Genomic DNA, 3,846 nt, shown 5'->3' on the forward strand with positions numbered 1-3,846 from the left:
GTGGCGCGGAAGGCGGGGCATGTTTCGAGGGCGTCGCCGTGGCGGCAGGTGAGGAGGTGGGTGAGGTAGCCGTGGGCGGCCTGGAGGCGGGCGAGGTGGGCGTCGAGGGTCGCGATCCGGCCGTGGATGGTCTCCTGCCAGGTGTCCGTGCCGCTTCGGTGCAGCAGGGTGTCGATCTCCTCGATGGACATCAGCCCGGTCTCCCGGAGCAGCTTGATCAGCGCGACCCGGTACAACTGCTCGGTGTCGAAATGCCGCCGCCCCGACCGCCGGTGCGGCGTCAGCAGGCCGCGCCGCTCCCAGTAGTGCAACGTCGAGATCGGCACCCCGAACCGTTCGGCCACCTCCCGCACCGGCGTGAGATCGTCCATCTCCCTATTCTCCCGCATAGCGGGTGAACAGCGGATAGCGTCGGAGTATGCGTCTTCATGTGGGCTGCGCGATGTGGAGTCATGCGCCCTGGCGGGGGCGGTACCTTCCGCATCCGCTGGCGCAGGGGGAGCGGCTGCGGGCGTACGCGACCTGGTGCAACGCGGTGGAGGGGAACACCACGTTCTACGCCACCCCGGCGAAGGACACCGTCCGGTCGTGGGCGGCGCAGACCGGCGAGGATTTCCGGTTCATCGTGAAGCTGCCCAAGACGATCACCCATGTGCGCTGCCTGACCGGCGTGGACGAGGAGTTGCGCGTCTTCCTGGACACCATGGAGCCGCTCGGTCCGCGGGCGCACGCGTACTGGGTGCAACTGCCGCCGTCCTTCGGCCCGTCAGACCTCGGCGTGCTGGCCGCCTTCCTGCGCGGGGCGCCCCGCGACCTGAACTACGCCGTCGAGGTCCGCCACCGCGCCTTCTTCGAGGACGAGCGCGCCGCGCGGGCGCTGGAGAGCGTGCTGGCCGGGGTCGGGGCCGAGTGGGTGCCCTTCGACACCGTCACCCTGTTCGGCGACCGGCCGACCAGCGACGCCGAGCGGGACGCGTGGTCGAAGAAGCCGCGTGTGCCGCGCCGGTCGCGGGCGCTGACCGGCCGGCCGATCGTCCGCTACCTCGGCAGGGACGACAGCGACCTGACGGTGCAGGGCTGGAAGTACTGGGTGGAAAGGGTGACCGCGTGGTTGCGCGAGGGGCGCAGCCCGACCGTGTTCATCCACACCCCCGACAACACCGAGTCGCTGCCGCTCGCCCGCCGTTTCCACGACGAGGTGCGGGCGCGGGTGCCCGAGCTGGAGCCGCTGCCGGACACCGAGCCGATCGAGCCGCTGACCCTGTTCTGACCCTGTTCTGAGCTTGGTTTTCGAGCCGCTGATTCTGAGCACGGGGGCGTGGCTGGTGCCTGGCGCGGCCCACGCCCCCGGTGCTCAGCCGGGCTCAGCAGGCGTGGAAGCCCCGCTCGTAGCCCAGCTCGTAGCCGCGCACCCAGTCGCCGAAGCCGCGCCGGCTACGCGGGTTGCGGTCGGTGTTGGCCAGGCAGTCGGCGTAGCCGTCGCGGTAGCCGACCCGGAAGCCCTCCTTGCACTCCTTCTTGCACGCCTTGGCGGCGGCGACGGACACGGCGGGCTTGGCCGCGGTGAGCCCGGTGGCCTGCGCCGCCCCCGCCGCGCCGGCCGGCAGAAGCAGGGCCGCGCCGAGGATGACCGAACCGAGCAGCGTTCTGCGGACGTTCATGATGCCCCCATCTGTGGACGCTGAGTTGTCAAGCGACTTCACTGTGTCACCTCGCGCAGGTCGCGGGTATCAGGGAATCCACGTACATGGACCCTGACACGACCCCTACACCCGCCCCGAAAATCGGTGCGTAATGCCGGAATGGCCCTGCTATGGTCGCAATCCAGATCGGCCGCGGGACTCCGGTGCGACTTCCGGAACCCGTCTCTGCAACGATGATTTCGCTGTTCGCTCCCTCATTCCCCGGCCGATCCCCACCCCTGGGGGAGCCGATGGACGAGACCTTCGCGGACCTGATCGAGTCCGAGGACGTACTGCTGTTCGCCAACGCGGCGATCAGCGCGACCGGCCGGCGCGAGTTCCGCGACGGACGGCACGCCCAACCGCTACATCCACGGCAACTATCCCGACCTCTACGCCGCCACGCTCGCGCTGGACATCGACGACCACAACGCCGCGCTGATCATCCGTACCGTGCTGCGCGAGCGGGGCGGTGACGGCGGCCTGATCGCCTGGCGGCTCGCCCGGATCAGCCCGCCGCGCGCGTACCGGCTCTTCCGGGACATCCGCAGGGACGGCACCAACAACCGCCGCACCCGCGCGGTCATCCGCGACTGGCTGGCCGCGCGGCCACCTGCTCACCAGGCTGGCCGCGCACGACTGGAACCTGCGGGACACGGCCGCGGCCCTCGGCACGGACGTGGCGGCGCTCGGCCTGCGCCTGGAACGCGCGGGCTTCGGCCACCTGCTACGGCAGGACGTACTGGACGCCTACCGCAAGTCCCTCCGTCGCTGAACGGGCCGTATGCGGTGTGGTGGGCGCGGTGGGCGCGGGCTGCCGCGGCGGGGCCGAATCCGCGGGGTCCGACGCGGCGCGCCAGTACAGCACCGCCACGATGACGAAGCCCACGACGCCGAGGACCAGGAAGGCGATGAGCAGCCCAGTGGTGAGGCGAGGCGGGCGGGAGTGCTCGGATGGGTTCACCGAATGTCTCCAAGCGGTGGGATTCCGGCGGCCAGGTTCTTGCGGTTGCGGTGGTGGCTGAGGTGGTGCGGGTGGTGACTCAGCCGACGACAGCTCGACGTTCTCGCTGCCCCCGGGGTTGGCGCGCTGTCCGCATTCGGACGTCACCGGTACTTACAAAATGGTGGGTATCTGAGGGCCGCACGCTGGTCCAGCTCACCGCCGACACGCCGGGGCGGGCGCGGCGGTCGGCCGCGTGGGCGGCGGCGCACGGCATCGACTATCTCGACGGCGCGATCATGACGCCCACGACGACCATCGGCGGGCCGGCCGCCGTCCTGCTCTACAGCGGGCCCGCGGACCTGTACCAGGCCCACAAGCCCGTCCTGGACGTCCTCGGCGGCACCGCCACCCACCTGGGGACGGACCCCGGGCGGGCGGCGGCCTACGACCTGGCGCTGCTCGACCTGTTCTGGACGGCCATGGCGGGCCTGATGCACGCGTTCGCGCTGGCCCGGGCCGAGAACATCACGGCCAGGGACTTCGCGCCGTTCGCCAAGGGGATCGGCGACCTGGTCCCGCCCATGATCGACACCGCCGTCGGGCCGGTGGACTCCCGTCACCACCCGTCGGAAGGGTCCGCCATCACCTCCAACGCCGCCACGCTCGACCACATCATCCACGCGGGCGAGGAGCGGGGGATCGACGTCAGCGTGGTCCGCGCGATCGAGGCGAGCGCGCAGCGGGCCATCGACGCGGGGCACGGCGGCGACGCGTTCAGCAGGCTGGTGGAGGTGTTCTCGGAGCCGGGCGCGTGACGGTCGTCGCCGCCCGGAACGGCCGCCAGGCGGCGGCGGTGACCGCGACCATGCACCCGAAGGCGATCCAGAAGGGCGCGGTCAGGCCGAGGGTCCGGGCGAACAGGCCGCCGAGCGGCTCCTCGCTGGAGAAGAACGGTCCGGATGAACGGAAGACCGCTCCCTCCCAGGGCTTCTGTCGGTGCGTGCCGGTGCGTGTCGGTGCTGTCGGTCAGCCGGTGGGGCCGGGGAGCGGAGCGGTGGGGATGACCCTTCGGCTGTGCATGGAACCTCCCGATCAGGTGCGCCTTGAGTGGCGCCGCCGGAGGACCGCGAGGAGGTCTCCGGGCCGCGTAACCTCGTCCAACAGACGGTATTCAGGGCCGCTCGCGACGGCAACGCGTTTTGCCGGGGTGGCGGGGGT

General features: G+C 71.2%; 6 protein-coding genes. 2 read left to right on the forward strand and 4 right to left on the reverse strand.

Annotated features, from left to right (window positions below):
- On the reverse strand, positions 1–371 hold a 371-nt coding region (locus tag C1I98_RS36410; protein ID WP_111171830.1), incomplete at its 3' end, for a helix-turn-helix domain-containing protein.
- Positions 372–418: 47 nt separating this feature from the next.
- Here C1I98_RS36410 and C1I98_RS36415 point away from each other — a divergent pair.
- Positions 419–1,270, forward strand: coding sequence for a DUF72 domain-containing protein (locus C1I98_RS36415; protein WP_111171831.1), 852 nt, complete (start codon positions 419–421; stop codon positions 1,268–1,270).
- A gap of 94 nt (positions 1,271–1,364) precedes the next feature.
- Here C1I98_RS36415 and C1I98_RS36420 read toward each other — a convergent pair whose 3' ends face one another.
- The 3 genes from C1I98_RS36420 to C1I98_RS40930 form a co-directional block, all read right to left on the reverse strand.
- Positions 1,365–1,661, reverse strand: a complete 297-nt coding sequence (locus C1I98_RS36420; protein WP_111171832.1) for a hypothetical protein — start codon at positions 1,659–1,661, stop codon at positions 1,365–1,367.
- 413 nt (positions 1,662–2,074) lie between these two features.
- Complete coding sequence (locus C1I98_RS36425) at positions 2,075–2,269, reverse strand: hypothetical protein (protein WP_111171833.1); 195 nt, start codon at positions 2,267–2,269, stop codon at positions 2,075–2,077.
- Positions 2,270–2,409: 140 nt separating this feature from the next.
- The gene (locus tag C1I98_RS40930) at positions 2,410–2,646 is read right to left on the reverse strand and encodes a hypothetical protein (RefSeq protein ID WP_146607862.1); all 237 of its coding nucleotides are present in this window, start codon (positions 2,644–2,646) and stop codon (positions 2,410–2,412) included.
- A gap of 53 nt (positions 2,647–2,699) precedes the next feature.
- On the opposite strand from C1I98_RS40930, the gene C1I98_RS42165 reads away from it, so the two are divergent.
- Positions 2,700–3,443 carry an imine reductase family protein gene (locus C1I98_RS42165; RefSeq protein ID WP_158558337.1) on the forward strand — a complete coding sequence of 248 codons (744 nt, stop codon included), beginning with the start codon at positions 2,700–2,702 and terminating at the stop codon, positions 3,441–3,443.
- Positions 3,444–3,846 lie beyond the last annotated feature (403 nt).

Origin of the sequence: Spongiactinospora gelatinilytica (genome assembly GCF_003236385.1) — a bacterium.
In the GTDB taxonomy this organism is placed as follows: Bacteria; Actinomycetota; Actinomycetes; order Streptosporangiales; family Streptosporangiaceae; genus Spongiactinospora; species Spongiactinospora gelatinilytica.

Coding starts and splice junctions, on each gene's coding strand:
- C1I98_RS36415 (WP_111171831.1), top strand. CDS start 419: ATGCGTCTTCATGTGGGCTGCGCGATGTGGAGTCATGCGCCCTGGCGG.
- C1I98_RS36420 (WP_111171832.1), bottom strand. CDS start 1,661: ATGAACGTCCGCAGAACGCTGCTCGGTTCGGTCATCCTCGGCGCGGCC.
- C1I98_RS36425 (WP_111171833.1), bottom strand. CDS start 2,269: ATGACCGCGCGGGTGCGGCGGTTGTTGGTGCCGTCCCTGCGGATGTCC.